The organism is Taklimakanibacter albus (genome assembly GCF_016595235.1).
Lineage (GTDB): Bacteria > Pseudomonadota > Alphaproteobacteria > Rhizobiales > Aestuariivirgaceae > Taklimakanibacter > Taklimakanibacter albus.
The window spans coordinates 1,620,307-1,646,657 of sequence record NZ_JAENHL010000008.1; the positions used below are offsets into that span (position 1 = coordinate 1,620,307).

General features: G+C 62.6%; 23 protein-coding genes. 8 read left to right on the forward strand and 15 right to left on the reverse strand.

Going from position 1 to position 26,351, the window contains the following annotated elements:
- Positions 1-4: 4 nt before the first annotated feature.
- Both JHL16_RS30685 and JHL16_RS30690 read right to left on the reverse strand, forming a co-directional pair.
- On the reverse strand, positions 5-475 hold the full coding sequence (locus JHL16_RS30685; protein WP_200188671.1) for a cupin domain-containing protein: 471 nt from the start codon (positions 473-475) through the stop codon (positions 5-7).
- 102 nt (positions 476-577) lie between these two features.
- Positions 578-2,026: an aldehyde dehydrogenase family protein gene (locus JHL16_RS30690; RefSeq protein WP_200188672.1), complete on the reverse strand. Its 1,449-nt coding sequence runs from the start codon at positions 2,024-2,026 to the stop codon at positions 578-580.
- 180 nt (positions 2,027-2,206) lie between these two features.
- Between JHL16_RS30690 and JHL16_RS30695 the strand changes: the two genes are divergently transcribed.
- The gene (locus JHL16_RS30695) at positions 2,207-3,349 is read left to right on the forward strand and encodes an aminotransferase class I/II-fold pyridoxal phosphate-dependent enzyme (RefSeq protein ID WP_200188673.1); all 1,143 of its coding nucleotides are present in this window, start codon (positions 2,207-2,209) and stop codon (positions 3,347-3,349) included.
- Here the strand turns inward: JHL16_RS30695 and JHL16_RS30700 are convergent.
- The 9 genes from JHL16_RS30700 to JHL16_RS30740 form a co-directional block, all read right to left on the reverse strand.
- Entirely contained in the window at positions 3,330-3,812 is a 483-nt protein-coding gene (locus tag JHL16_RS30700) for a hypothetical protein (RefSeq protein ID WP_200188674.1), read from the reverse strand. The two genes, JHL16_RS30695 and JHL16_RS30700, sit on opposite strands and share 20 nt — an antisense overlap.
- A gap of 57 nt (positions 3,813-3,869) precedes the next feature.
- A complete protein-coding gene (locus JHL16_RS30705; RefSeq protein ID WP_200189636.1) occupies positions 3,870-4,640 on the reverse strand; it encodes a TIM barrel protein in 771 nt (256 codons plus the stop codon).
- Complete coding sequence (locus tag JHL16_RS30710; RefSeq protein WP_200188675.1) at positions 4,637-6,238, reverse strand: GMC family oxidoreductase; 1,602 nt, start codon at positions 6,236-6,238, stop codon at positions 4,637-4,639. Before JHL16_RS30710 ends, JHL16_RS30705 begins: the two co-directional genes overlap by 4 nt.
- A gap of 11 nt (positions 6,239-6,249) precedes the next feature.
- Complete coding sequence (locus JHL16_RS30715) at positions 6,250-7,398, reverse strand: ABC transporter substrate-binding protein (protein WP_200188676.1); 1,149 nt, start codon at positions 7,396-7,398, stop codon at positions 6,250-6,252.
- A gap of 132 nt (positions 7,399-7,530) precedes the next feature.
- Positions 7,531-8,619 (reverse strand): ABC transporter ATP-binding protein, encoded by a 1,089-nt coding sequence (locus JHL16_RS30720; RefSeq protein ID WP_200188677.1) that lies wholly within the window; start codon positions 8,617-8,619, stop codon positions 7,531-7,533.
- A gap of 11 nt (positions 8,620-8,630) precedes the next feature.
- Positions 8,631-9,419 (reverse strand): ABC transporter permease, encoded by a 789-nt coding sequence (locus JHL16_RS30725; RefSeq protein ID WP_200188678.1) that lies wholly within the window; start codon positions 9,417-9,419, stop codon positions 8,631-8,633.
- Positions 9,420-10,295 carry an ABC transporter permease gene (locus tag JHL16_RS30730; RefSeq protein WP_200188679.1) on the reverse strand — a complete coding sequence of 292 codons (876 nt, stop codon included), beginning with the start codon at positions 10,293-10,295 and terminating at the stop codon, positions 9,420-9,422.
- 171 nt (positions 10,296-10,466) lie between these two features.
- Complete coding sequence (locus tag JHL16_RS30735; protein ID WP_200188680.1) at positions 10,467-11,321, reverse strand: sugar phosphate isomerase/epimerase family protein; 855 nt, start codon at positions 11,319-11,321, stop codon at positions 10,467-10,469.
- Between the two features lie 118 nt (positions 11,322-11,439).
- Positions 11,440-12,264: a helix-turn-helix domain-containing protein gene (locus JHL16_RS30740; protein ID WP_137854384.1), complete on the reverse strand. Its 825-nt coding sequence runs from the start codon at positions 12,262-12,264 to the stop codon at positions 11,440-11,442.
- A gap of 160 nt (positions 12,265-12,424) precedes the next feature.
- On the opposite strand from JHL16_RS30740, the gene JHL16_RS30745 reads away from it, so the two are divergent.
- From JHL16_RS30745 to JHL16_RS30765, 5 genes are read left to right on the forward strand one after another with little or no spacing between them, the layout of a single operon-like run.
- On the forward strand, positions 12,425-14,227 hold the full coding sequence (locus JHL16_RS30745; RefSeq protein WP_200188681.1) for a thiamine pyrophosphate-binding protein: 1,803 nt from the start codon (positions 12,425-12,427) through the stop codon (positions 14,225-14,227).
- Between the two features lie 51 nt (positions 14,228-14,278).
- Positions 14,279-15,589 (forward strand): histidinol dehydrogenase, encoded by a 1,311-nt coding sequence (gene hisD / locus JHL16_RS30750; RefSeq protein WP_200188682.1) that lies wholly within the window; start codon positions 14,279-14,281, stop codon positions 15,587-15,589.
- The gene (locus JHL16_RS30755; protein WP_200188683.1) at positions 15,589-17,103 is read left to right on the forward strand and encodes a GMC oxidoreductase; all 1,515 of its coding nucleotides are present in this window, start codon (positions 15,589-15,591) and stop codon (positions 17,101-17,103) included. The genes hisD and JHL16_RS30755 overlap by 1 nt, the downstream gene beginning before the upstream one ends.
- On the forward strand, positions 17,100-18,263 hold the full coding sequence (locus JHL16_RS30760; RefSeq protein ID WP_200188684.1) for a Gfo/Idh/MocA family protein: 1,164 nt from the start codon (positions 17,100-17,102) through the stop codon (positions 18,261-18,263). Before JHL16_RS30755 ends, JHL16_RS30760 begins: the two co-directional genes overlap by 4 nt.
- Positions 18,264-18,286: 23 nt before the next feature.
- Positions 18,287-19,315 carry a Gfo/Idh/MocA family oxidoreductase gene (locus JHL16_RS30765; protein ID WP_200188685.1) on the forward strand — a complete coding sequence of 343 codons (1,029 nt, stop codon included), beginning with the start codon at positions 18,287-18,289 and terminating at the stop codon, positions 19,313-19,315.
- Positions 19,316-19,511: 196 nt separating this feature from the next.
- Here JHL16_RS30765 and JHL16_RS30770 read toward each other — a convergent pair whose 3' ends face one another.
- The 3 genes from JHL16_RS30770 to JHL16_RS30780 form a co-directional block, all read right to left on the reverse strand.
- A complete protein-coding gene (locus tag JHL16_RS30770; RefSeq protein WP_246771217.1) occupies positions 19,512-20,222 on the reverse strand; it encodes a hypothetical protein in 711 nt (236 codons plus the stop codon).
- Positions 20,223-20,339: 117 nt separating this feature from the next.
- Positions 20,340-20,876 carry an NADPH-dependent FMN reductase gene (locus JHL16_RS30775; protein WP_200188686.1) on the reverse strand — a complete coding sequence of 179 codons (537 nt, stop codon included), beginning with the start codon at positions 20,874-20,876 and terminating at the stop codon, positions 20,340-20,342.
- A gap of 11 nt (positions 20,877-20,887) precedes the next feature.
- On the reverse strand, positions 20,888-21,586 hold the full coding sequence (locus JHL16_RS30780; protein WP_200188687.1) for a pirin family protein: 699 nt from the start codon (positions 21,584-21,586) through the stop codon (positions 20,888-20,890).
- A 99-nt stretch (positions 21,587-21,685) separates the two neighbouring features.
- On the opposite strand from JHL16_RS30780, the gene JHL16_RS30785 reads away from it, so the two are divergent.
- Positions 21,686-22,576 carry a LysR family transcriptional regulator gene (locus tag JHL16_RS30785; protein ID WP_200188688.1) on the forward strand — a complete coding sequence of 297 codons (891 nt, stop codon included), beginning with the start codon at positions 21,686-21,688 and terminating at the stop codon, positions 22,574-22,576.
- Here the strand turns inward: JHL16_RS30785 and JHL16_RS30790 are convergent.
- A complete protein-coding gene (locus JHL16_RS30790) occupies positions 22,533-23,504 on the reverse strand; it encodes a helix-turn-helix domain-containing protein (RefSeq protein ID WP_200188689.1) in 972 nt (323 codons plus the stop codon). The genes JHL16_RS30785 and JHL16_RS30790 overlap by 44 nt on opposite strands.
- Positions 23,505-23,643: 139 nt before the next feature.
- Here JHL16_RS30790 and JHL16_RS30795 point away from each other — a divergent pair, with 139 nt between their 5' ends.
- Positions 23,644-26,349 carry an autotransporter family protein gene (locus JHL16_RS30795; protein ID WP_348647301.1) on the forward strand — a complete coding sequence of 902 codons (2,706 nt, stop codon included), beginning with the start codon at positions 23,644-23,646 and terminating at the stop codon, positions 26,347-26,349.
- The last annotated feature ends 2 nt before the right edge of the window (positions 26,350-26,351 follow it).

Here is a 26,351-nt window from a genome sequence, read left to right on the forward strand (position 1 = left end):
GGGATCAATAAGGTGTGCCGTCCTTGCGGACGAAGCGGCGGCCGCGGCCGTCCGGGATCTGCAGGAGATCGTGGTCGGGATAGGTCGAGGTATTCTGCTCATCGAAACTCGCCACCTCGACGAAGGCAGCCGGCCGCCCGCTGCGATTGACGATCTGATGGCCGTTGGAGGCACCAGCCGGGAAGCCCGCAATATGGCCGGCGCGCATGATTTCTTCGCCGTCATCGGTGACGAGCGTCAATTCACCCTCGGTGACGATGATGAGCTCATCCTCATGACTGTGCCAGACGCGCAGCGACGAGGCGCAGCCGGGCGGCAGTTCGACGTGAACAGCGGAGAGATGCTTCAGCTGGGCGAGCGGCCCGATGCGGCGCTTGCGGCGCCCGTTCACCGGCTGCTGAAAGGCTTCGGGATAGGTCGACTTGGTGTCCGCCTCGAGGCTCGACGGGTCGATCGGACTGATCTTCTTGCGCATCACGCAACTCCTTGAATTTGTCGCGCCCAGACTAAGCAGGGCATCGGAAAGAACTTGCCGTTTTCAGGCCCAGGCGGGAATGAAACAGGCAGGCGCATCGCCTCAGTCGGCGATATAGGCGGTCTTCGTCTCGGTGAAGAATTCGACGGCGCCGAGACCCATCTCCTTCGGCCCATAGGCCGAGGCGCCACGGCCGCCGAAGGGCACATGATAGTCGGAGCCCACCGTCGGGAGATTCACCATCACCATGCCGGCGGTGCTCGCCCGCATGAAGGCGCGGGCCTTGGCATGGGATGAGGTGAAAATGCCGGCGCTCAAGCCATATTCGGTGGCATTGGCGATCCTTACCGCGGCATCGAAGTCTTGTGCCTTGAAGATCGAAATGACCGGGCCGAAGACTTCCTCGCGGTTGATGATCTGGCGCATGTCGCCGCGCGTGAAGATCGCCGGCGAGAAGAAATAACCTTGCGTCTCGCGGTCGAGACGATCTCCGCCGTAACGGCGTTCGGCGCCGTCCTGCTCAGCCTCCGCTACGAAGCCCGATACACGTTGCAACTGCGGCGCGCTGGCGAGCGGGCCGATATCGCTCTTGGGATCGAGCGCGTGGCCGATGCGCAGCGCCCGCGTGCGCACCAGAAGCTCCTCGACAAAACGCTCATGGATGGCGGCGTCGACGATGATGCGGCTCGACGCGGTGCAGCGCTGTCCGGTCGAATAGAAACCGCCCTTGATCACGGCATCGACCGCTTTCGCCATATCGGCATCGCTCGCGACATAAAGCGGGTTCTTGCCGCCGAGCTCGAGCTGAAGACGGACGCCGCGATCAACGACATCCTTGGCAATACGCCGGCCAACGGCGCCGGAACCGGTAAAACTCACCCCGTCGATGCCCTGGTCAGACACCAGCGCGGCACCTGTCTCGGCTCCCCCCATCACCAGCTGGAAGACGCCCGGCGGCACGCCTGCCTCATGCAGGATCTTCGCCAGCTCCCAGGCAATGGCATTAGTGAGATCGGCGGGCTTCAGGATGGCGCAATTGCCATAGGCCAGCGCCGGCGCCGATTTCCAGACCGGAATGGAGAACGGAAAATTCCACGGCGTGATCAGCGCCATGACGCCGACCGGCTCGCGGCGCATGTCGATATCGACGCCGGCCCGTACCGAGCGCAGGCTGGCACCCGCCATACGCACGGCTTCTCCGGCGAAGTAACGGAAGGTTTCGCCCGCTTTCATGACCTCGGCCTTCGCTTCCACCAAGGTCTTGCCTTCCTCACGCGACAAGAGGACAGCAAGCTCGTCCTTGCGGCGGATGACGATGTCCGCCGCCCTGTTCAAAATGTCCTGGCGCTTCTGCGGGGTTTCGGCGCTCCAGCCCGGCAGCGCCTGATGCGCGGCGGTCACCGCGTCGGCAACATCCGAGGGGCTCGCCATTGCGAAACGGCCGATGCTCTCCGAGAGATCCGACGGATTGCGGCGCTCGCTATAAGCTTCCGCGGGGCGCCATTCGCCATTGATGTAATTCGGCCTGATCCCGGATGTGCTGCTGTCCATGCCCGCTCTCGATTGCAAGAAGATTCCCAGGCCCCGTGATACGCGACGGGTCCGGCATGCAATTTTGTTTTGCTTCGCGGCTTCGGCAGAATGTTTCCGGCCCCTCCCGGAATTCGAGAGAAATCTTTCGCATCCACTCGCTACCTCTCTGCATCATCTCAGCGGCATCCAAGGTGACCTATGCGCATTGACCTGTTCGAGCTCGAAAGAAACCAGTCGATCTGGGAGAACACGGTCAAATACAACCTGACCGAAAGCGGGCTGCATCCCTTCACGCTGCGTGAAATCCTGTCCGGCGACGAGATCGAGGCGCTGCTCGATCTGCCGCTCGGCTATGGCCATACCGAAGGCGAGCCGGCTCTGCGCGAGGCCATCGCTTCCCTGCATCCGGGTGCGACGGCAGAAAATGTCCTCGTCACCACCGGCAGCAGCGAGGCGAATATGCTGACGGTGATGAGCACGCTGGAGCCGGGCGATGAAGCCATCATCATCACGCCGACCTTCATGCAGGCGCCCGGCCTCGCCAAGGCGTTGGGTGCGAAGGTGCATCTCTGCCCCTTACGGCTCGACCACGACCGGTGGATTCTCGATTTCGATGAGTTGGGCAAGAAGCTCAACGGCAAGACACGCCTGATCAGCCTGTGTAATCCAAACAACCCGACCGGCTCAATCCTGGGCGTTGACGAACGCGCCGCCCTGATTGCTCTCTGCGCCGAGCGCGATATCCACCTTCATTCAGACGAGATCTATCGCGGCACCGAGCTCGCCGGCGATGAAATCGTGACACTCCATGGCTCAGCACCCAAGACGATCGTCACCGGCGGCACCGCCAAGGGCATGGCGCTGGCCGGCTTGCGCATCGGCTGGATGGTGGCGCCCGAGCCCATCATCGAAAAGGCGATGCGGCACCAGGACTATACGACGATCGGCAGCAACATTCCGGGCCAGCGCGTGGCGCTCCATGCCCTGCAGCCGGAAAAACGCGCCAGGATCCTGGCGCGCAACCGCGAGGTGCTCGCCGGCAATCTCGACCAGATGCGGCAATGGATCGAAGGCCGGCCGGAGCTGTTCAGCTGGGTGCCGCCCCAGGCCGGCGCCATGGCCTTCCTGCGCTATACCTTGCCCGACAGTTCAGAGAATCTTTGCCGCAAGCTCAGGGAAAAGAAGAGCGTCTTCGTGGTGGCAGGCAGCTGGTTCGCTATGGAGAATCATTTGCGCTTCGGCATCGGCGGCGAAGCCGAGGCGCTGCGTGAGGCACTCACGCTGATCGATGACTTCCTTGCCGAGGAATATGGCGCATCTTCTAAGCGCGTGCTGGCCTGAAGCGGCTCACCGCGCGCACGCCGATGACGATGAAGACGATGAGCGCAATGACCTGCGCCACCGCGAAAGGCGCCTCGGCCCCGGTCGGCGCCATTGCCTGCAGGAACGGAATCTTCTGGAAAGCCTGGGCGATGGTGACGAAGATCAGCAGGTAAAGACTCGCCACGATGCCGACGGCATAGATCCAGCGCCAAGCGCCGACGCGGCCTTGCCGATGCGCGATGAGCCAGGCGATGAGGATCACCGTCGAGACGAGGCCAGTCGCGAAGGCCGGCGTGATGCCGGTGAAAGGAAAAATGAAGCCGGTCAAGGTGACGGCGACGGCCGTAAAAAAGAACCACCTTGTCCAGACGGTTGAATGGTGTCCGCCGAACAGCCCTGAGGTTGCGCTGATACCGAAGCCGATGGCGACGAAGCTCAGAAGCGTATGCACGACCGTGAGAATCCAAACATAGCTGGACATGATCGACCCCTTCCCCGGCCGGCTGACGCTAGCCGAGTCGGAAGAGCCGCGCCAGCGTCACGTCGCTAGATGAGCGCGTGTCTCGGCAACCGCCGGTAGCGTCGCCCCCTTGGGCACGAATTCCAGGCCCGCCGCGCCGGCATAACCCTGACCTTCGATCCAGGCGAGTGCCTCGGCCAAAGCGAGCCCGCCGGTGCCCGGCTGATGCCGGCCGGGATGATCGGCGATATGGAGATGCGCGATGCGGTCGATCCGGCCCGCCAGCACGTGTGACGGTTCTTCGCCCATCACCATCGAATGATAGATGTCGTAGAGCAGCTTGATCTCCGGGTGGCCGACGGCATCGACGATATCGAGCCCTTCCTCGGTCGAGGAGAGATAATAACCCGGATGATCGATGCGCGTGTTCAGCGGCTCGAGGGCCAGGACCACGCCGGTACCGGCTAGGAGGCCGGCGGCGCGGCCGAGCGCGACGATGATCGCCTGGTGCTGCTCAGCGCGCGGCTGTCCCGGCAGCTCATTCCCGGCCTGCGCGATCAGCACCGGCGCCGCGAGACGCCGAGCCACGGCGATGCTCAGTTCGAGGCCGGCCAGGAACTCATCGTGGCACGCGGGATCGGTCAGGTCGGCCACCGGCTCGGCCAGCAGACCGGTGATGGCGAGACCGAGCTCACGTCGTGCTCTGTCGATGGCCTCAATGTCCTTGTTGCGCCAGTGCCAGAACTCGATCCTGTCGAATCCCGCCTCGGCGGCAAGACGCATACGACTCGCGACGTCCGGTTCTTCCTTGACGAACAACATCTCGATACAGGCGGAGAGGCGCATCAGGTCCTCATATCGTTGCGGCCGGTGCGGATGAAATCGGCGGCACGCTCGCCGACCATGATCGCCGGTGCGTTGGTATTGCCGGACGGCACATAAGGCATGATCGAGGCATCGGCGATACGAAGGCCCGACAACCCATGCACCCTGAGCTTGCTGTCGACCACCGCCATCGGATCGGCTCCGATCCGGCAGGTGCCGGTCGGATGCAACGCGCCCTGCGCCTGGTCCTTCACATATTGGCGATAATCTTCCGCGGTCGCGAGCGGATGCTCGGGCAGTATCTCGCGCCGGATATAAGGCTTCAGTACCGGCTGAGACATGATCTCACGGCCGAGCTTCACGGCGCGTGCCATGGTCTCGAGATCATAAGGATCGGAAAGATAATTGGGCACGATGCGCGGCGGCGCAAAGGGATCGGGCGAGCGTAATTCGACGAAGCCGCGTGAGCGCGGCCGGGTCTGGCAGGCATTGAGCGTGCAACCGCTGGCGCCCTTCACAGGCCGTACGCCCTCCTCGACGCCCGAGCCGGCCAGGAAGGCATATTGCACATCGGCGAATGGATCATCCGGATTCACGCGCCAGAAGGCGCCGCCTTCGATGATGTTGGAGCAGACCGGTCCCTGGCGGAACAGCGCATATTGCAGGCCCGCCCACGCCTTCCAATGGAGCTTCTTGTATTTGTCGTAGCCGTGGTCACCGGAAAGCTCATAGACGAGATAGACGTCCATATGATCCTGCAGATTGCGGCCCACGCCCGGCAGGTCATGGATGACCGGAACGCCGACTTCGCTCAGATGTTTGCCGGGGCCGATGCCCGACACCATCAGAAGGCGCGGCGAGTTGATGGCGCCTGCCGCCACGATCACCTCGCGCTCTGCTCTGGCGATTATGCGTTCGCCGCCTTTCATATATTCAACGCCGGTGACCCGTTTGTTCTCGACGATGAGCCTGACGGCGCGGCTGTTGGTCGAGACGGAGAGATTGGGCCGTTTACGCGCCGGCTTCAGATAACAGACTGCGGCGCTGGCGCGGCGGCCATTGCGCAAGGTGAGCTGATAGAGACCCGAGCCCGCCTGGTTGCCGGCGTTGAAGTCGGGCACCGGCGGAATGCCGCGTTCCTGGCAGGCTTTCAGCCAGACGCGCGTCAGCGGGCTCACATATTCGGGGCTCGACACTTTGAGCGGACCGCCGGTCGCATGTGCAGGTCCGCTCAAGGAGTCATTGTCCTCGGCGCGTCTGAAGAAAGGCAGGACATCGTCATAGGCCCAGCCTTCGGCACCCGCTTCCGCCCAGCGGTCATAGTCGGAGGGAATGCCACGCACATACAGCATGGCATTGACCGAGCTGCCGCCGCCCAGAACCCGCGCCTGCACCATCGTCGGTGTCTTGGCTTTGGGATTCTCCGCCGTCGGCTCCTGTTCCAGCCGCTGCAGCAGATTGCCGGTGGCGGTCTTGTAGACCATCACCGGCAGATGGATGGCGATGCTGCGGTCCTCGGGGCCTTCTTCGAGCAGCTGCACCGAGCTTGCCGCGTCCTCCGAAAGCCGGGCGGCGGCGACGCATCCGGCGGAGCCGCCGCCCACGACAATGTAGTCGGGCATGGAAAGAGCGATCAGCCGGCCTTGAACTCGTTCCAGGCCGCGACCCAGTCGGCATAGGTGGCGTGCTCCGTCGATTCGAGCGGCGGAATGCCGAGCAGCGGCGAGGACTTGAAGATGCCGTCGACATCGGAATAGTCGAACAGCGCCTTGGTTTCGGGCGGCAGCAGCTCGACCGCTTTGGACGACACGACACCGGCGGCATTGCGGGTGGCGATCTTGGCCTGCACCTCGGGCGAGATCGCCAGATTGCAGAACTCATAAGCCGTCTCTTCATTGTCGACCGAGGGCGGCATGAACCAGGCATCGCACCAGGTCGCGGCACCCTCCTTAGGAATCGTATATTCGGTCTTGACGCCCTGCTTGGCGGTTTCGGTCGGTATGCCGGTCCAGCCGGCGAAGCAGGCGAGGACCTCGCCCGACACCATCAGCGAAACGACGTCGCCATAGGTGAGGCTGATCAGACGAGCCTGGGCGCGATATTGCTTCAGATGCTCAAAAGTGGCCGCCATTTCCTCCTTGGTGAGGTTGGGGAATTTGGCGCCGAAGCCCGCCAGTGTCGCCGCCACCGGCCAGGTGACGAGCGTGTCGTCGACCAGCACGATCTTGCCCTTGAGCTCGGGCTTGAGAAGATCCTGATAGGAGGTCGGCTTCTCCATCAGCGCCGGATTGTAGACGATGGTGTTGAGGCCCCAGGCATAAGGCACGCCATGCAGCTTGCCATCGCGATACCAGGTCGGCTTGTCATAGAAGACGTCGAAGAGATTGTCGGCGCTGTAATTCGGCAGCTTGGCCTTGTCCAAGGGCTTGGTGATCTTGATCACGTCGATATAGAGATCGGAATAACCCTGATTGTATTCGGCGGCGTCGAAAGCCGGCGGATTGGGCATGTTGAACTTATTGGTCACATCGTCCTGATTGCCCATGGCGCTCACTTCGATGGAGACATTGTTCTTCTCGCGCCAGTCCTTGAGCTCATCGACCAGTTCCCAGCCTTCCCAGGCCATGATCTGGATATCGCCCGAGGCGGCGGCCCGCGCGGCATTGGGAAGGAAGGGACCGGCGACCAGGCCGCCGGTTACCGCGGCGGCGCCGCCCAAGAAGGACCGGCGGCTCATCGCGGCGGCTTGCATGATTTGTTCGGGTGACCAGATGGTCTTCATTTCAACTCCCCATTGATTATTGGTTGACGTTCAGTAGGCGGATTATGTGGCGACGGCCTGGACCCGACAATTTCGCAAAGGCCAGATAGTCGGCGCTCGCTTGTGCGTTTTGTGCTTCAGAGTGCGACAGGCTCAGGCCTGCGGCAGCATCACGACATTGTCGGCGTCCCAATAGATCGTCGCGCGGCTGCCGGGCTCCGGCGGCTTCACCCGGCCATTGCGCTGCACCTGGATGCGGACTTTGGCCTGATCGTCGAGACGGACCGTGTAGAAGGAGCGGCTGCCGATGAAGACGACATCCTCGACCTGGCCCTGCGTCTTTTGCGACGAGCCCTCGTCATTATTGGCGAAGCTGAAAGATTCCGGGCGGATCGACACGACGACTTTATCGCCGGTCTTGTGGCCCACCCCGTTACGGCTGAGGAAACCGATGCCGGACGCGGTCTTCGCCACCGTTCCTTGCGCGCCGCTGTCGGCGACCGCCGTCTCGAAGAGATTGGTTTCGCCTAAAAATTTCGCGGCGAACAGGCTCTTGGGACGCGCATACATGTCTTCCGGCCGGTCGATCTGGACGATGCGCCCCTTCTCCATCAGCACCACGCGGTCGGAGAGGATCATCGCCTCGTCCTGGTCATGGGTGACATAGATGAAGGTGGCGCCGGTCTCGGCATGGATGCGCTTCATCTCGGCCAGCATATGCTGGCGGATCTTGAGATCGAGGGCCGCCAGCGGCTCATCGAGCAGCAGAACCTTGGGTTCGTTGACCAGCGCCCGGGCGAGCGCCACGCGCTGGCACTGGCCACCGCTCAACTCGTCGATATAGCGGTTGGCCAGGCTCTCGAGCTGCACGATATGCAGCATACGTTTCACCCGCTCGGTGATCTCTGATTTCGCCAGCCCCTTCACCTTGAGCCCGAAGGCGACATTCTCGAAGACGTCGAGATGGGGAAACAGCGCATAACGCTGGAACACCATGTTCACCGGGCGGCGTTCCGGCGGCACTGCGGCGACATCCTCGCCACTGACGCGCAAGGTGCCGGAGGTGAGTCCCTCGAAGCCGGCGATGAGGCGCATCAGGGTGGTCTTGCCGCAGCCCGACGGCCCGAGCAGCGTCAGGATCTCGCCCTCATGAATGGAGAGATTGATATTCTCCAGCGCCACGAAGGAGCCGAAGCTCTTCTTGCCGTCGCGGATCTCGATGATGGGGGTAGGAGCTTTCATGGCTGCTTCCTTCAGGGTTCGGCGCGGGCGGAAATGGCGGACTGGCGGCGCAAGCGGCCGATGAGCCAGGCGCCGAGCAGGATGGCGACAGAGAAAAGGAGGACGAGCGTCGAGATGGCATTGACCATGGGCGTCACGGTACGGCGCATCATCGACCAGATATACATGGGCAAGGTCGTCTCGGTGCCGGCGACGAAAGAGGTCACCACAAACTCATCAAAGGAGACGGCGAAAGCGAGGATCGCCGAGGAGATGAGCGTCGGCGCGATAAGCGGCAAGGTCACCCGCGCGAAAGTCTGGCGCTGGCTGGCGCCCAGATCACGCGCCGCCTCTTCGAGAGAAGGATCGAACAGAGCGAGCCTCGCCTTCATGGCCACGATAAGGATCGGAAGGGCGATGACGACATGCGAGATCACGATGGTGAGCGTCGACAGCCGGATGCCGGCCTGGGCGAAAAGCACCAGCAGCGATACGCCGACGAACAGTCCCGGCAGAGCGATCGGCGTGACCGACATGGCCTCGATGACGGCGCGACCGACGCGGTCTAGCCGCAGCCAGCCGAGCGAGGCCGAGGCGCCGAGAACCAGCGTCACCAGGGCGGTGAAGAAGGCGATGACCAGGCTCTTCGTCACCGCGCCGGCAAGCTGTGTATTGCCGAAGATCTCCTGATACCAGCGCAGGCTGAAGCCGGTGAAGGGAAAGGAGAGCGAGGCAGAGGCGTGAAAGCTGAACAGCACGATGATGATCAGCGGCGCGACCAGGAAAGCGAGGATGGTCCAGACGACGAGACGGAGCAGCATTCACGCCTCCTTCTTCTTGCGCGGGCGATGGACGACGAGGCCGGACATTCGACCCGCCGTGAGGAGCGCGAAATAGATGGCGAGCGACACCAGGAACATCAGGAAGGCCTGCGCCGCGCCCAGCGGCCAATTGCCGGTCTTGCGGAACTGATCGGCGATCAGAAGGCCGGTGGTCTGGCCCGAGGAGCCGCCCAGCATCTGCGGCGTCACATAGTCGCCCGCCACCAGGATGAAGGTCAGCATGAAGGCGCCGATAAGGCCATTGGCGGCATTGGGCGCGATCACCTTGCAGAAGGCGCCGATCGACGACGTGCCGAGATCACGCGCCGCATCGATCAGGTCGCGCTTGATCTCGCTCAGCGAAGCGACGACCAGCAGGATGCAGAAGGGCAGGTAGATATGGACGAGCGTGATGGTCACGGCGAAAGAGCTGAACAGGAAGGCGCCGACCGGATGATCGATGATGCCGAGCTGCAGGAGCACCGTATTCAGGACGCCATTGGTGCCGAGCAGCGTGCGCCAGGCATAGATGCGCACCAGATAGCTCGAGAACCAGGTCAGCAGGATCAGATAGAGAATGGTCTGCGAGCGCGCGACATAAACGAGGTAATAAGCGACCGGGATCGCCAAAATGAGGGTGATCGTCGCGGTCCAGAGGCCGATGGAGATGGCGTTGAAGGTCACCTTCCAGAACAGCGGCGAGGTGAGCGAGCCCAGGTAATTCTTGAGCACGAAATCCGGTACGACCTGATAGGAGGCCGCCGACCAGAAACTGTACGCAAAAAGGATGAGGCTCGGGACGATGAAGAACACCGCCATGTAAAGGACGGTGGGCGCGGAAAGCAGAGAACCCGTCACTGGTTTGGACAGGCTCATGCCGGTAATCCGCCGTCGTCGACCGTCATCCTTCGCCACTCCCTAATGTCGGCAGGGGCTCCGGCCCTGCTCATTGGCAGGAATAGTCACGCGGAACGGCGCATCTCACAATTTCGCAAAACGGTGATTCCTGACGCGGTATGACGCGGTAACTGCGCAGGCCTGCTCAATTCAGGCGTCGACACCGGCGGCGCGTAGGACTTGGGCGACAGAGTCCGCCGATTTGCGCGCGACCTCTTCGACGCTCATTTTCGCCAGCATCGGCGAGAAGACTTCGGGGCCGACTCCATTGAGCCCACCCGTCGCGGTGAGGATGCGAACGAGCTCGACATTGGGAAACTCGCCGTCACCGGGGAAAAAGCGGTTGTAGCAATCGTCCTTGATCGACACGCCTGGGGACAAAACGAGCGGGCCGTCATTGAGCTGGACGCAATGGATGAGATGGCCGGGAATCTCGCGCAAAAGATCGGCTGTCGACCCGCCACGCACGAAGTGCCAGACATCGAAGACGAGACCGCCATTGGGTGCGTCGGCGCCCTTCACGATCTCCCAGGCGAGATCGAGCGTCGGTACGCCCCAGAGCGGTATGAATTCGAGGTCGCAGACAAGCCCGTGCTCGCGCGCCATTTTGCAGATATTGGCGTAATGCTCGGTGATCTCGGCCACCGGCATGGCATTGCGCGGGAAGGTCGCATTGAGACTCATCTGGGTAATGCCAAGCCCGTCTGCGAGCTTGAAGAAAGCATCGGGCGTCGTGTCGACGGTACGGATATAGGCCTCGTCCATATTGTCGGGCCGCCAGAGGCGCGGCCAGGTGTTGAGCGGATCGAGCCTCGTGATGCGCACACCGTGATCGGCCGCCTTAGCCTTCATGTCGGCGAAGGAGAGCCCGCCGGCCAGAATACGCTCAACCTCGATCGGCATCAGCGACAATTCGGGAAAATCCGCCAGTTGCGTTGCCTTCAATTTGTCCTCGAAGGCAAGATGCGCCACATTCGAAAAAGGCATCATGGTGCTGATGGTCATTGGGATATCTCACTGTTCCGACCCTCGACCATAAGTCGGGCGCGTGACCAATGCCATTGCGCGACCGCTGCTTTACTGGCGTGACTCAACGCGGATTTTGCGTCGCAGTGCGTCAGATTCACCCCAGATGAATCATCTCGGACGCATCGCCCAGAAACTGCATCGCCTCGCGCGGTATGGAGGGATCGCCGCGGTCGAGCACGGTCAGCTTGTCGAGATGCTCGCGGGTGATGAGGCCGGGGCCGCGGTAATGCAGCGCCACCTTGGTCGAATAAGGCTGGCGGAACATGGTGGCGGCGATGCCGCTGCCGATGCCGAACATGAAATTGTTGGAGCTGCGCTTGACCGGCGCGAAAACGCCGAAGGTCATCTCGTTGTTCTGGATGCCCTCGAAATCGACAGTGAACAGGCGGCCGGCGACGGGGAAAACGAAACCATAATATTTGAACACATATTCGGTCTTGGTCGGATCGTCGTGGCTGGGAAAACGCTCGATGTAATAATGCTGCAGGAATTCGCGGTTCTTGTAGATGCACAGCGCCGAGCGCAGCACGAAACCCTTATAGATCGAGGAATATTGGTAGCGGTCATAGACGCCCAATATGTCCTTATGATCGGCGCTCGCCTCGACGATCATGCTCTCGATGAAGCGGTTGAGCTCGGGCGAGGAGCGCACCGTCTCCATGGCGTGGAAAAAATTACCCTCGACCAACGTGCGGAATTCGGCATGATCGGTGAACAGGATCGGCACGCTGAGCCCGAAGAAATTCGCGATCTGGCGCAAATTCTGTGACGAGGGCATATGCAGCCCGGACAGATATTTGTTGAATTGCTGCCGGTTCAGATTGATCTTGCGGCAGACCGCCGAGATCGAGCCCTGGCGCTCGCAGAGAAGGCGCAGATTCGCGGCAAAATTGACGATCTGATCCGAAGGCTGTTCCATAAAAAGCGGCAATCCTGACGCGAGGTGGCGCACAACATGCGCTAAGCCGCTTCAGTAATCAAGTGCGTGCGAAATTGTCATGCGCACGGCTTTTCCCGAAACTTGATGGTGAAGCGGGCACCAGCCTTAAGCCCCAGCAAGACAGGAGAGGTAAAATCCCATGAAGCTCACCGGCGGACAGATCGTAGCACGCGCGCTCAAGGAATATGGCGTCGACTATGTGGCAGGCGTGCCGGGACACGGCATCTGGTCGCTGTTCGACGCCTTCCTCGAGAAGGGCTCCGAGATCCCCTTCATCCAGGTGATGCATGAGCAGAGCGCGGTGCATATGGCCGACGGCTATTTCCGCGCCGGAGGGCGGCCCATGGCCTGCTCGACCTCGATCGGGCCGGGCGCCACCAACACCATCATCGGTCTCGCCACCTGCTACACCGACTCGATCCCAGCCTTCTATGTCTCGGGCGGCCCCGCCACCCATATGAAGGGCCATGGCGTAATGCAGGAGCTCGAACGCCAGCAGGAAAACGCCTTTCCGCGCATCACCGAGCAGGTGACCAAACGCGCCTATAAGGCCGGCCGTGTCGACGAGTTGCCCTTCATCATGCATCGCGCCTTCAACACCATGCTGTCGGGCCGTCCGGGTCCCGTCCATGTCGAAGTGCCGATGGACATCCAGACCGAAGCGGCCGATGTCGATATCCATCCCCTCGCCCATCGCATGGCAGTCGGCGTCGCCTATCCGGATCCGGTCGCCGTCGAAAAAGCGGCCGCCCTCCTCCTTTCCGCCGAGCGTCCGGTGATCGTCGCCGGTGGCGGCGCCATCAGCGCCAATGCCTCGGCCGCCCTCACCGTGCTCGCCGAGAAAGTCGGCGCCGCCGTCTCCTCCACCTGGAACGGCAAAGGCGCCATTTCCGAAGATCATCCGCTGGCCATCGGCGCCGTCGGCCAGACCGGCACCTCCTGCGGCAACCAGATCACTGCCAGCGCCGATGTCGTGATGTCGGTCGGCTGCCGCTTCACCGACTGGTCGGCGTCGAGCTATCGGAAAGGCACGAGCTTCTCCATCCCGCCCGGCAAGCTCATCCATATCGATCTCGACCATCACGAGATCGGCAAGAACTATCCGACCGAAGTCGGCATCGTCGCCGATGCGCGCGCCACGCTGGAAGCGCTCATCGCCGCGATCTCCGACCAGCAATCGGCCCGCGCTTTGGCACGCCGCGAGAAATTCCTCACCGATATCCGCATCGCCAAAGCCGAATGGGAAGCGATGCTGGCGCCCCGGCGCGACTCGCATGAGGCGCCTTTCACCTCGCAGCGTCCGTTGGGCGCGCTCCGCAAGGTGATGGACCGCAGCGGCATCATCCTCGCCGGCTCCGGCAATACGCAAGGCGCCGTCAAGCAGACCTTTCCGGTCTATGAGCCGCGCACCCACATCACATCGGGCTCCTTTTCGCCGATGGGCTGGGCGGTACCTGCGGCGCTGGGCGCCAAGCTGGCGCAGCCCGACCGCCAGGTCGTGGCGGTGGTGGGCGATGGCGACTTCATGATGTCGCTGCCCGAAATGGGCACCGCGGTGATGAACGGCATTCCCGCCGTGTTCCTGGTCCAGAATAATCGCGGCTACATGTCGATCCGCGGCGGCCAGCGCAAATTCATGGGCCGCCATATCGCCAGCGAGTTCAACCGTCACAAGGGCAATGGCGAGCCCTATACGGCCAATATCGCGGAAGTCGCGAAGAACTTCGGCATGGAAGCCTGGAAGGTCGAGGAGTCCGATCAGCTCGAGAAGACGCTGAAGAAGGCGCTCGATTGCGGCGGCCCGGCGCTTGTCGAAGTCACCACGTCGCGCGATGCGGCGGGCCCCTTCGTCACCGGCTGGTGGGATTTCCCCTCGCCCGCTTACTACGGCAAGGAACAGGCCGAATATTCGGCCGGCCGCGCGCTCGAACAGCATATGTAAACACGCCGCCGCCACGGCACGCCTAACCCTTAGTCTTTTACAGGTTTACCGATGATCAGACGTGTCAAAGCGGCAAAGCCGGTGGCGGCGATCTCCAAGGATCGCCGCCTCACCGAAACGGTCGAGGCGCTGCTCGCCGATGTCGAGACGCGCGGCGATGCGGCAGTGCGTGAGCTCGCCGTTAAATTCGACGGCCTCGACCGCAAGTCGTATCTTCTCAGCAAGGCCGAGATTCAGGCCTGTCTCGACCGCATGACGGTGCGCGAGCGCGACGACATGGAATTCGCGCAAACGCAGGTGCGCAATTTCGCCATCGCCCAGAAAAATGCGCTGCTCGACATCGAAGTCGAGACGCTGCCGGGCGTCATCCTCGGCCATCGCAATATCCCGATCAGCAATGTCGGCTGCTATGTGCCGGGCGGGCAATATCCCCTTCTCGCTTCCGCCCATATGTCGGTCCTGACCGCCAAGGTCGCGGGCTGCGACCGCGTCATCACCGCCGCGCCGCCTTTCAAGGGTGAGCCGGCATCGCTGATCGTCGCCGCCCAGCATCTCGCCGGCGCCGATGAGATCTATTGTCTCGGCGGCGTGCAAGCGATCGCCGCCATGGCCTATGGCACCGAGAGCATCCAGCCGGTCGACATGATCGCCGGTCCCGGCAATGCCTATGTCGCCGAAGCCAAACGCCTGCTCTTCGGCCAGGTCGGCATCGATCTCTTCGCCGGCCCGACCGAAACATTGATCATCGCCGACGACACGAGCGACGCCGAGCTCTGCGCCACTGATCTTCTCGGCCAGGCCGAGCATGGCGTGAACTCGCCGGCCGTGCTCATCACCAATTCCGAGAAGCTGGCGCGTGAAACCCTTGCCGAGATCGACCGGCTGCTCGCCATTCTTCCGACCGCGAAGATCGCCGGCAAAGCCTGGGAAGATTGCGGCGAGATCATCCTGTGCGACACGCTGGACGAGATGCTGGCCGAGGCCAATCTCATCGCCTCCGAGCATGTGCAGGTGATGACCGCCGATCCCGATTATTTCCTGGAGCATCTCGTCAATTACGGCGCCTTGTTCTTAGGCGCCCGCACCACCGTCGCTTATGGCGATAAGGTCATCGGCACCAATCACACGCTGCCGACCAAACGGGCGGCGCGTTATACCGGCGGCCTGTGGGTCGGCAAGTTCCTGAAAACCTGCACCTATCAGAAGATCCTCACCGATGCGGCTTCGGCGTCGATCGGCGAATATTGCTCCAGACTCTGCATGATGGAAGGCTTCTCCGGCCATGCCGAGCAGGCCAATGTGCGCGTCCGGCGCCATGGCCAGCGCAATGTCGGCTATGCCCAGGCGGTCGAAGCGGTGTGATGGAGAATATCACCGCCGATATCGTGATCATCGGCTCCGGCATCGGCGGGGCCACGGCGGCCTTTATGCTGGCGCCGACGGGCGCCAAGATCCTCATTCTCGAGCGCGGCGAGCGGATCACGGACAGCCCCGAGACGCGCGACGACCGCGCCATCTTTCAGAAAGGTTTCTTCCGTCCCAAGGAGCAATGGCTCGACGCCAAGGGCGAGGCCTTCAGCCCCAACAACTACTACAATGTCGGCGGCAATTCGAAATATTACGGCGCTATCCTCTATCGCTATCGCGCACAAGATTTCAGCGCGATGGAGCATATGGAAGGCTCAACACCCGGCTGGCCTTTCTCCTATGACGAGATCGAGCCCTGGTACAGCAAAGCCGAACAGCTCTATCAGGTGCGTGGCGCCATCGGCGATGATCCGACGGAGCCCCGTCATTCGTCGCCCTATCCGTATCCGGCGGTCGCCGATGAGCCGTCGCTCGCCGTGGTACGCGACAGGCTCAAACGCCAGGGCATCAATGCCAGCTCGCTGCCGATCGCCATCGACATCGAGGCCTGGCTCGCCCGGGCGAAGACGCCGTGGGACGCCTTCCCCGATACGTTCACCGGCAAGATCGACGCCGAGACCGGACCGCTGCACCGGGCGCTGGCGCATGACAATGTGAAGCTTCTCACCGGCGCACAGGTCCTGCGCTTCGAGGCGGCGCCCGACGGCAAGTCGATCGATGCCGCCAGTGTCCGGCTGGGCGATCGCGTGACGAAGGTCAAAGCCAAGCACTTCATCCTGGCGGCGGGCGCGGTGAATTCGACCGCCTTGCTTCTGCGCTCGAATGGCCTCGCCAATGGCTCAGACCAGCTCGGCCGCAATTTCATGAACCACAATTGCACGGCGATGATCACACTCGATCCGCGCTTGCGCAACCGCTCGATCCATCAAAAGACTTTCGGCTTCAACGATTTCTATCTGAAGGACCCGAAGACCGGCTTCCCGCTCGGCAATGTGCAGGCGCTCGGCAAGATCACCGGCCCGATCTTCAAGGCCAATCTGCCGTCGGTGCCGGAATTCGCGACCCGGCTGCTCGCCAGCTACAGTTTCGACTGGTATGTCATGAGCGAGGATCTGCCGAACCCGGAGAGCCGCGTGATGCTGAAGGACGACCGGATCGTCCTCGACTGGCAGCGCTCCAACATGAAGGGCCATGCGGCACTGGTCGAGCGCAGCCGCGAAGTGTTTCGTGCGGCGGGCTTCCCGATCGTGCTCGCCCGCGCCTTCGACCGGCGCACGCCATCACATCAATGCGGCACCGCCCGCATGGGAACGAACCCGGCAACCTCGGTGGTCGATCCCTGGTGCCGGGCTCATGACGTTCACAATCTTCACATTATGGATGCGAGCGTGCTGCCGACCTCGGCGGCGGTCAATCCAGCGCTCACCATCGCGGCCGTCACCATGCGCGCCGCCGACCATCTTCGCAGCGAGATCGACCGCGCCAGCGGCAGCAGGAGCACGACATGAAAGAGACGAGAGTGGCGGTACTGGGCGCCTGCGGCTGGATGGGCAAGGTCCACAGCATGGCCTATCAGAACATCCCGTTTCTCTTCGGTTCCGACAACGGCACCGCCGAGATCGCCTGGCTGGTCGACGGCGACCCCAAAGGCCTCGCCAAGGCGGCCGCGATCATTCCAGCTGCCCGAAGCTCGACCGACTGGCGCGACGCACTCGCAGATCCGTCCGTCGATCTCGTCGATATCTGCCTGCCCGACCAGCTTCACTATGAAGTGGCGAAGGCCGCGCTTCTGGCCGGCAAACATGTCTATTGCGAAAAGCCGCTGACCAATACGGCGCCGGAAGCGCGCGAGCTCGCCGACCTCGCCAAGGCCCGGGGCCGCATCACCCGGGTCGGCCACGCCTTTCCGCGCAATCCCATTCACGATGTGGCCAAGAGCATCATCGATGGGGGCGAGATCGGTGAGATCAAGATGTTCAAGGCCTCGCAGCATGTCGATGTGCTGGGTGATCCGAACGCACCCTTCATGTGGCGGGCCGACGGCAAGCTGGCGCCCACCGGCATCGTCGGCGACACCGGTTCGCATGTCTTCAGCTTCATGGAGCGTCTCGTCGGCCGGGTCTCCGAGCTCATCGCCGATTGCAGGGTGGTGACGGCGAAGCGCCCGGTGGTCAGCGGCTTCAACTATGGCAAAGGCGCCGAGCTCACCGGCAACGAGCCGATGGCGGAAGTGACCAATCCCGATGCCGCCAATCTCATCTGTCATTTCGAGAATGGCGCCATGGGCCTCATCGATTTCAGTCGCGTGGCGACGGGGCGCAAATTCCTGCAGACCTATGAGATCTACGGCACCAAAGGCAGCCTGGTTTACAATTACGATGAAGTGAACCGGCTGCGCTTCTACTCCAGCGCCGACAGGCTCGGCCGCCAGGGTTACCGGGAGATCGATGTGGGACCGGAGAACGCCAATTACGCCGCCTTCCTGCCGATCCCAAATTTCGCTTTGGGCTATAACGAGTCGAAGATGATCGAGGTGGCCGAGGTGGTGCGCTCGATCGCGACGGGCGAAGCGATGTGGCCGACTTTCGAAAACGGTCATCACATCGTGCAGATCGTCGATGCCTGCCTCGAATCCTCGAAACTTCGGCAATGGGTACAGATCCGGTGAAGCACGAATTTACGGGGGACGTTGTGGACGCGACGAAGGCGGCAGACGCCCCTGCAATCGGCTGGGGCGTGATCGGGGCCAGCACGATCGCGCGTGAATATATGGTCGATGCCATCCGACGCACCGGCGGCGAGCCGCTCTGGCTGATGAGCCGCGACGATACACATCGGGCCGGCTTCGCCCATGAGCTTGGCATTCCGCAGCACAGCGCCGAACTCGCCGGCATGCTGGCGGATGAGAGGGTGAAGGCCGTCTATGTCAGCTCGATCAATTCGCTGCACCGGCCGCAAGTGATCAAGGCGGCACAGGCCGGCAAGCATATTCTTTGCGACAAGCCGCTCGCCACGCGCGCCGCCGATGCGCTCAAGATGGTCAAGGCCTGCGACAAGGCCGGTGTGGTGCTGGCGGTCAATCATCATTTCCGTTCGTCACCGGTGCATCAGACGATGCGGCGGATGATCGCCGCCGGCGATATCGGCGAGGTGCGTTCCCTCATCATCATCCATGCCGGGCTGCTGCGGCCGGTGCTGCAGACCTGGCGCATCAAGGATCCGGATGAAGGCGCCATCTATCTCGATCTCAGCGTCCACGACATCGATCTCGCGAGCTTCCTGCTGCAGCAGCAGCCCCGGACCGCGATCGGCATCGGCGATGCGCTGGCACTCGGCGATGCGTCGGCACATGACCATACGATGTATGCGTTGCGCATGAGCGGTGGCGCGTTCGTGCAGGTGAATGAGAGTTTCGTGACGCCGGATGTCGAAAGCCAGGTCATGGCCTATGGCTCGGAAGGCATCCTCATCGCATCCGGCACGCTGGCGCAGAGATCGACCGGCACGCTCGTCCGGCGCTTGCGCGGACGCAATGAAGCGATCCCGCTGCGCGCCAATGACATCTATGCCGACACAGTGGAGCAGTTCCTCGCGGCGATCGAAGGCCGCGGCGAGCCGCGCGCAACGGGCCGCGACGGGCTCGCATCTCTCGCCGGTGCTGAGGCCGTGGCGCGCGCGGTGAAAACGCGCAAGAGCGTCGAGATCAAGGTGCCGGAATAGAGCTACGCCTTACTCACTCTCGCCAACATTCCCCCTCTCCCGTTGCGAAGCAATGGGAGAGGGTGCCCGAAGGGCGGGTGAGGGCTCTTGCTTCAGACCTTTACGACCTCAAAGAAGAGCCCTCATCCGGCCTGTCGGCCACCTTCTCCCACGCGTGCCGCGCGGGAGAAGGGGAAAGTCAGAGAGAGCTGGCGTACTACCCAACCGGATGCAGCTCGATCGCGAGCCAGACCGAATCCGTATCCGCGTAATAACGATGCCAGGGATATTCCCATTGGTTCGGCCCGGCGACACGGCAGAACGGATCATGCGTGTAGCCGACCGGCATCAGCACATCTTCGTAGAGTGTCTCTTCGCGCCGCTCGTGGAATTTCTGCATGCGGCCGAGACCATGAATCTGGGTGTGCACTTCGAGGAAGGGATGCTCATTGTGGATGAAGCAGTCGGTCGTGCCGGGCGACCACCAGAGGTTAAGCTTCAAGGTGAAGCGTTGGGCCGCGGTTCCGGTGGGCTTCTCATTGGTGAAAGCGAGGGGATCGGTCGTCACCTCGCCCACCGTGTCCTGCGCCGAGATGTAGAGCGGCGTGTCGCGCGGAAAGCTCTTGATGCGGTTGCCGAGCCAGTCCCAGCCGCGGAAAACCACGCCGCCGAGATTGGTCAGCTTGCGCATCTTGAGGATCGCAGCGCGCTCGGCCTCGACGATGGTCGCTCCGCGCAGGATGGTCGATTTCCAGGCCGGCACGATCGCCGCCACCTTGCCACCCGTGGTGATCATCGGCTTCGCTGAAAGATTGACGACGATGCCGTCCTCGACCTTGTAGTCGCGCGGGTTGTCGACCAGCACCGCCTGGATGAAATCATCGGCGAAGGCCAGGTCCCTGGTCTTGTTGTTAGAGGCGGACATCATGTCTCCGTAAGCCTGTTGCGATAGCTGGCAGCATTGAAGCATCGCGCTTGCCGGCAAACAATTTCGCGTCAGATCGAAATCTGACGCAGGTTTACGCAAATATCAGATGAGGGTGCTTCAGGCCTTCGTTACAAATTCCTGGAAGGCGGCGAGCCAGGTCTGGATCACCTTCTTCGTCTCCTCGTCGGTGAGCTTGCCTCCGGAGAACTTCGTGTCGGCGTTGCCGACGAAGATTTCCGGCTTCGGCATGGTGATCGCCTCGAGGCCGACGAGATTCTGGCGCAGGTGATATTGCGCCCGCGCCGTGCCGACCGGGCCGCCCGACGCACCCATCACGCCGACCCGTTTCCATTTGAACGGATTGCCCGATCGCGACAGCCAGTCGAGACCGTTCTTCAGCACGCCGGCAATGGAGAAGTTGTATTCGGGCGTCGAGATGATGATGCCGTCGGCGGCGCGCACGCGGGCCTGGAGCGCTTTCACACTCTCAGGCACGCCATGCTTGTCTTCCTCATCGCCATCATAGAGCGGGATGCCGTGCAAGGTGACGATCTCGATCTCCATGCCCTTGGGCGCCAGCTCGCGCACCGCGCGGAGGAGCTGAGTGTTATGGCTGTCCTTGCGGAGCGCGCCGCTGATGGCGAGGATCTTCATACCATGGTCTCCTATTGCAGATCGAAAATCAGAATCTCGGACCGGGAGGTGGCCCTGAGGGTGAGGCTCGTTTCCTTTACGATGGCGAGCCCGTCTCCTTCCAGGACAGTCTTGCCATTCACGTCAAGCGCGCCTTTGGCGACCTGGAGCCAGTAGCGCCGACCTTCCGCTAGGGGATGGGTCAGCTCGGTCCCGGCGTCGAGCACCGCGGCACGGATCGACGCGTCCTGACGGATGGTGAGCGAACCGTCGCGGCCATCGGGCGAAGCGATCAGGCGCAGCTGGCCCAGGCGCTCCGCTTCCGGGAAATGCTTCTCGGCATAGTTGGGCTTCAGCCCCTGCTTCTCCGGAATGATCCAGATCTGGAGGAAATGGACGGGATCGGCCTTGGACGCATTGAATTCCGAATGGCGGATGCCGGTTCCAGCCGACATGACCTGCACATCGCCCGGGCGGATCACCGAGCCGCTGCCGAGGGAATCCCGGTGCGCCAGGGCGCCCTCCAGCACATAGGAGACGATCTCCATGTCCTTATGGCCATGGGTATCGAAGCCACCGCCCGCGGCGACGCGGTCGTCATTGATAACGCGCAGCGCCCCGAAGCCCAAATGCTTGGGGTCGTAATACTGGCCGAAGGAGAAGCTGTGGTGGCTATCGAGCCAGCCGAAATCGGCATGGCCCCGTTCATTGGCTTTGCGATGGATGATCATGGTCCGGTCTCCGTAAAGTGATGCAAACCAAGATATTCACGGCGCGAAATAGAACAATCTATTCACTTTGGAATTAATTGTTGATACAAACGCAACAATATGGACAAGCTTGCAGCAATCAGGGTTTTCGTCTCGGTGGCGGAGGAAGGCGGCTTTTCTGCCGCCGCCCAGGAGCTCGGCCTGTCGAAATCAGCGGCCAGTCGGCAGATCTCGGCCCTGGAGGAAGCGCTGGGCGCTCAGCTGCTCAAGCGCTCAACCCGCAGCGTGAAGCTGACCGACTCGGGTTATGCCTATCTTGAGCGCTGCCGGGCCCTCCTCGCCGATCTCGACGAGGCCGACCGGGCGGTGGCGGCGTTGCAGAACGAGCCCAAGGGCCTGCTCAAGATCAATGCGCCGATGTCCTTCGGCGTCAGCCATACCGCCCCGGCGGTGGCCGATTTCATGACCCGCTATCCCGACCTCCAGGTGGCGCTCATCCTCAATGACCGCTTCGTCGACCCTTATGAGGAGGGTTTCGACGTGACCTTGCGCATCGGCGAGCTGGAGGATTCGAGCCTCGCCGCGCGCAAGCTGGCGCTGGTCGAAATGGGCCTCTATGCTGCGCCTTCCTATCTAGAGAAACACGGCCGGCCGCGTGAGCCCAAGGATCTCAAATCGCATTGGGCGCTGCATTACGGCCGCCCCGCCGCCAATCCCGAATGGTCCTTGCGGGGTGGCACCGAGCAATCGGTCGCGATTCGCTACCGCCTCTGCTCCAACAATGGCGACGCGCTGCGGGTGGCCGCGGTTGCGGGCCTCGGCATCGCGATGATCCCGGCCTTCCTGGTGCGCGATGAAGTGCAGAAAGGCACGCTGGTGACGCTGCTCGACGGATTCGAGCCGAAGCCGATCACGCTTTATGCCATCTATCCGCCGACCCGCTTCCTCGCTGCCAAAGTCCGGGTCTTCATCGACTTCCTAGCCGAGCGCTTCCAGAGACTGAGGCCGTAATCTCGTCGCGCAATTGCTGTGGCCTGATGCCGAAACGCGCCTTGAACATGCGGCTGAAATTCGACGGGTCGAGGAAGCCGCAAAGCTCGGCGATCCGGGTGACCGTCTCGGGCGCGGGCGCTGTGTGAATCAGCATTTCGCGGGCCTGCGCGAGGCGCGTCTCGCGGATCAGGCCGGCGATCGAGATTGTCTCATCCGCGAAAGCACGATAGAGCTGCGCGCGTGAGTAGCCGAGCGTCGCCGCGATCTGGCTGGGAGAAAGTCCCGGATCGGCATAACGGCGTTGAATGACGAGACGTACCGCGGCCTTGAGTCCTTCGGGCGTGTCTTCCGCCTCGATGCCGGACCGCAAAGCCGAACAGGTCATGGCGACCGCCGTCGCGAGGGCCACATTGCGCTCCTGAGCCGTCAGCGCCGGAAGCCCCAGCGCCAGAAGGCGCAGATGCGAGGCGAGCAACTCCGTCATGCCCTGGCGCGGCAGCACGAGACCGGCCAGGTCATCGAGCGGTCCGCCGAGGCATGCCGCCACCTGCTTGCGTCTGAGCACGATCGCGACCTCGCGATGCCGCGCCCAATGCGCCCGGACCGGTCGGCTCATGTCGACGACATAAAGACGCCCCGGACCGAGCCGCTGATCACGGCCGGCCTGGCTGACATCGGAATGCCCGTCGAGCAGCATGCCGACATAAATCTCATCACCGCCATCGCGACGGCAGCGTGCACCATCGCGCGCGACCGGCAGCTCGTCCGAAAAATGGTCCCAGAACTCACCCTCCGGTCCCCGCAAGCGGCGCAGCCGCGCGGCAAAACTCTGATCGCGCACGGATCTGGCGATCGTCATGCGCTGGAGAACCTGGCGGCCCCAATAATCGCCACGCTCGCGCGCCGGCACATCATCAGTGGTGAATTCAGCAAATGAAGCGGACATGAGTTTACGTTGAGCGAGCCCCCTTTGAGACGTCTTGACCACGCTTTGAGACGCCATGCCATGGCGCTTTCCGCAGCGAAGCTGTTGATTCATAACATCTTTCAACCTGGGGGTCGATATGGCGGCGGGAAATTCCAGCGTGACGTGCAAGCGTCGCGCTTCAAAAACAGGTGATCAGGCACGGTGGCCCCTGTTCGCCTCGACCGCCGTCACAGCACTCCTGCTCCTGTCGCCCGGCAGCGCCTCGGCACAGACCTTCACCGGTACCCAGGAGACTTCCGGCCCCTTCACCAGCGGCAGTCAGAACTTCTGGGACAGCAGCAAGTTCAACGCCAATGCGGCCAATGCGGCGAGCGGCGGACAGCAGAATCTCAATGACAGCAGTGTGCTCAACGCCTCTATCGCCGGCGCGCTCAGCGGCGGACGGCAGATATTCAACGATGACGCCACCCTCAATGTGACCGCCTCCAACGCGATCAGCGGGGGAATTCAGCAATTCCACGACAACAGCATCTTCAACGCTCTCGCGGCGGACGCTCTGACGGCCGCCAATTTTCCGGACTTCTACGACAGCAGCATCCTCAAGGCATCCGTCGGCAACGCCATCACCGGCGGCAGCCAATACTTCTATGACAGCAGCTCGCTGGAGGCGTCGGCCGCCAATGCCCTCAATGGCGGCGAGCAATATTTCAATGACAGCAGCAAGCTCGATGCCTCGGTCGCCAACGCGGTCAGCGGCGGCATGCAGTTCTTCAATGACGACAGCATGCTTGATGCCAGAGCCGCGAATGCGGTGAGCGGCGGCGTACAGATCTTCAGTGGCGACAGCACACTCAACGCATCTGTCGCCAATGCCGTGAGTGGCGGCATGCAGGCCTTCCAAGGCACAAGCACGCTCAACGCCACGGCGACCGGCGCGCTCGGCGACATCGTCGTGATGCTGTCGGGCAGCGCCGATATACAGATCGGCGCCACCAATGCCCTCAGCAACGAGACCGAGATCCAGTTCGGCTCGACCGGCAGCGCCCTGGTCCTCAACGGCTACAGCACCAAAGTCGGCAAGCTCTCCAACATGTTCTTGGGCACCGGCACGATCAGAAACGGCGGCGAGGACGATGCCACGCTCACCGTCGATACGTCCGAGCTGGGGGATTCACTGTTCAAGGGCGTGATCGAGGATGGCGGCGACGGCACGCTCGCTCTGACCAAGGCGGGCGCCGGAAAGCTCACTCTCACCGGCACCAGCACCTATACCGGCGCGACGACGGTGACCGGCGGCATTCTGGCCGTCGACGGGTCGATCGCGGCTTCCGCCGTCACCGTCGAGGACGGCGCGACCCTCATGGGCAAAGGTACGGTCGGCGCCACCGCGCTCAATTCCGGCGCGGCGATCCGGGCTGGCGGCCCCGCCACCACGCTTACCGTCAGCGGTAACCTCACCTTCAATAGCGGCGCCCGCTACGAGGTCGAGGCTGATCCCGCTTCGACCGACAGCAGTCTCATCCATGTCACCGGCACGGCGACACTCTCCGGTGGTTCCGTCGTCCATATCGGAGCGGACGGCGCCTACAAGCCCTTCTCGACCTATACGATCCTCACCGCCGATGGCGGGCTCGCCGGCACATTCGGCGGCGTGACCTCGGATTTCGCCTTTCTGACGCCCGATCTCCTTTATGTCGGCAATGACGTGCAGCTGACGCTGCTGCGCAATGACATCGACTTCGCCGACAAGGCCTCGTCGCGCAATCAGATCGCCACGGCCAATGGCGCCGAAAGTGTGGGCTTCGGCCATGAGCTTTATGACGCCATCCTGCTGCTTACCGATGCGGATGCCGCGGACGCCTTCGACCAGCTGTCGGGTGAGATCCATAGCTCAGCCAAGACCCTGCTCAGCGAAGACAGCCGCTTTCTGCGCCAGGCTGTCATGGGCCGCCTGCAGGCGCTCAAAGGCGATCGCACCCCGGATGTTGCCGCCCTGACCGCCGAGGGCAGGATCGAGCCCGTGGCCGATCTCAGCGTCGCCGGGCCCTCTTCCGGCTTCTGGATGTCGGGCTTCGGCTCCTGGGGAGATTGGGACGATGACGGCAATGCGGCAACGCTCGATCGTTCGGTGGGCGGGAGCCTCGTCGGCGCCGATACGGAAGTGGGCAACTGGCGGCTGGGTCTCCTGGGCGGCTACAGCCGGACGCGCTTCGATGCCGATGGCCGCAACTCCACCGGCAGTGCCGACGGTTATCATATCGGTCTCTATGGCGGCACCCAGTGGCAAGGCATCGCCTTCCAAACCGGCGCCGCTTACAGCTGGAACGACATCGAGACCCGGCGCAGCATCACCAATCCAGTCGATCAGGAGCTCGAAGCCGATTATGGCGCCGGTGCCGCGCAGGTCTTCGGCGAAATCGCCTATGATACAGAACTCGCCGGCCTGACGCTGACGCCTTTCCTTCAGGCGGCCTATGTGAACCTCCATACCGAAAGCTTCGAGGAGACAGGCGGCAGCGCCGCGCTCGCGGCCAGATCGGAGAGCACCGACACTCTCACCACGACACTGGGGTTTCGGCCTGAAGCGCACTTCGGGCTTGGCGACATGGCGGCACGCCTCTCGGGCCTCATCGGCTGGCAGCATGCCTTCGGCGACATCGCGTCCGAAAGCCGCTTTGCCTTTGCCGGCGGCGACGATTTCACCATTCGCGGTGTGCCGATGGCGCGTGATACGGCACTTCTCGAGGCGGGCCTGGATCTGGCGCTCACCGACAGCGTGAGTTTCGGCGCCGCTTATCAAGGCCGTTTCGGCGACGGCGTTGCCGACAATGGAGTCACGGCGCGGTTCGGCGTCGCTTTCTAGCT

Bases quoted from the DNA above. Each gene is read 5' to 3' on its own strand.
- JHL16_RS30770 (WP_246771217.1), bottom strand. From the start codon at position 20,222: ATGATGTCCGCCTCTAACAACAAGACCAGGGACCTGGCCTTCGCCGAT.
- JHL16_RS30700 (WP_200188674.1), bottom strand. From the start codon at position 3,812: ATGTCCAGCTATGTTTGGATTCTCACGGTCGTGCATACGCTTCTGAGC.
- JHL16_RS30735 (WP_200188680.1), bottom strand. From the start codon at position 11,321: ATGACCATCAGCACCATGATGCCTTTTTCGAATGTGGCGCATCTTGCC.
- JHL16_RS30720 (WP_200188677.1), bottom strand. From the start codon at position 8,619: ATGAAAGCTCCTACCCCCATCATCGAGATCCGCGACGGCAAGAAGAGC.
- JHL16_RS30755 (WP_200188683.1), top strand. From the start codon at position 15,589: ATGGAGAATATCACCGCCGATATCGTGATCATCGGCTCCGGCATCGGC.
- JHL16_RS30715 (WP_200188676.1), bottom strand. From the start codon at position 7,398: ATGAAGACCATCTGGTCACCCGAACAAATCATGCAAGCCGCCGCGATG.
- JHL16_RS30760 (WP_200188684.1), top strand. From the start codon at position 17,100: ATGAAAGAGACGAGAGTGGCGGTACTGGGCGCCTGCGGCTGGATGGGC.
- JHL16_RS30730 (WP_200188679.1), bottom strand. From the start codon at position 10,295: ATGAGCCTGTCCAAACCAGTGACGGGTTCTCTGCTTTCCGCGCCCACC.
- JHL16_RS30775 (WP_200188686.1), bottom strand. From the start codon at position 20,876: ATGAAGATCCTCGCCATCAGCGGCGCGCTCCGCAAGGACAGCCATAAC.
- JHL16_RS30780 (WP_200188687.1), bottom strand. From the start codon at position 21,586: ATGATCATCCATCGCAAAGCCAATGAACGGGGCCATGCCGATTTCGGC.
- JHL16_RS30725 (WP_200188678.1), bottom strand. From the start codon at position 9,419: ATGCTGCTCCGTCTCGTCGTCTGGACCATCCTCGCTTTCCTGGTCGCG.
- JHL16_RS30740 (WP_137854384.1), bottom strand. From the start codon at position 12,264: ATGGAACAGCCTTCGGATCAGATCGTCAATTTTGCCGCGAATCTGCGC.
- JHL16_RS30710 (WP_200188675.1), bottom strand. From the start codon at position 6,238: ATGCCCGACTACATTGTCGTGGGCGGCGGCTCCGCCGGATGCGTCGCC.
- JHL16_RS30785 (WP_200188688.1), top strand. From the start codon at position 21,686: ATGGACAAGCTTGCAGCAATCAGGGTTTTCGTCTCGGTGGCGGAGGAA.
- JHL16_RS30690 (WP_200188672.1), bottom strand. From the start codon at position 2,026: ATGGACAGCAGCACATCCGGGATCAGGCCGAATTACATCAATGGCGAA.
- JHL16_RS30790 (WP_200188689.1), bottom strand. From the start codon at position 23,504: ATGTCCGCTTCATTTGCTGAATTCACCACTGATGATGTGCCGGCGCGC.
- hisD (WP_200188682.1), top strand. From the start codon at position 14,279: ATGATCAGACGTGTCAAAGCGGCAAAGCCGGTGGCGGCGATCTCCAAG.
- JHL16_RS30695 (WP_200188673.1), top strand. From the start codon at position 2,207: ATGCGCATTGACCTGTTCGAGCTCGAAAGAAACCAGTCGATCTGGGAG.
- JHL16_RS30685 (WP_200188671.1), bottom strand. From the start codon at position 475: ATGCGCAAGAAGATCAGTCCGATCGACCCGTCGAGCCTCGAGGCGGAC.
- JHL16_RS30745 (WP_200188681.1), top strand. From the start codon at position 12,425: ATGAAGCTCACCGGCGGACAGATCGTAGCACGCGCGCTCAAGGAATAT.